Annotated in this window: 1 protein-coding gene; it reads right to left on the reverse strand. The window is 66.2% G+C overall.

The annotated features are described in order from the left end of the window. A partial coding sequence (locus tag G3N94_RS42015; protein WP_205799994.1) for an electron transfer flavoprotein subunit alpha/FixB family protein occupies nucleotides 1-480 on the reverse strand: 480 nt, incomplete at both ends.

The following is a 480-nucleotide window of genomic DNA, read 5'->3' on the forward strand; positions in this document are numbered from 1 at the left end:
AATCCTTCATGCCGGCCAGGTGCTGGATCGCACCCGAGATGCCGACCGCGATGTACAGCTGCGGTGCGACGATCTTGCCGGTCTGGCCGACCTGGTAGTCGTTCGGCACGTAGCCGGCGTCGACTGCGGCGCGCGATGCGCCCAGCGCCGCGCTCAGCTTGTCCGCCAGCGGCTCCAGCACCTTCGTGTAGTTCTCGCCGCTGCCCAGACCGCGGCCGCCCGACACGATGATGCTTGCCGACGTCAGTTCCGGACGGTCCAGCTTCGTCACTTCACGGCTGACGAACTGCGACTTGCCTGCGTCTGCCGCTGCTTCGATCTTCTCGACCGCTGCGCTGCCGCCTTCTGCAGCAACCGGGTCGAAGCCCGTCGAACGCACCGTGATCACCTTGATCGCGTCGCTCGACTGCACCGTCGCGATCGCGTTGCCTGCATAGATCGGGCGCTCGAACGTGTCGGCCGAATCGACCGCCGTGATGT

Origin of the sequence: Burkholderia sp. Ac-20353 (assembly GCF_017104785.1) — a bacterium.
Lineage (GTDB): Bacteria > Pseudomonadota > Gammaproteobacteria > Burkholderiales > Burkholderiaceae > Burkholderia.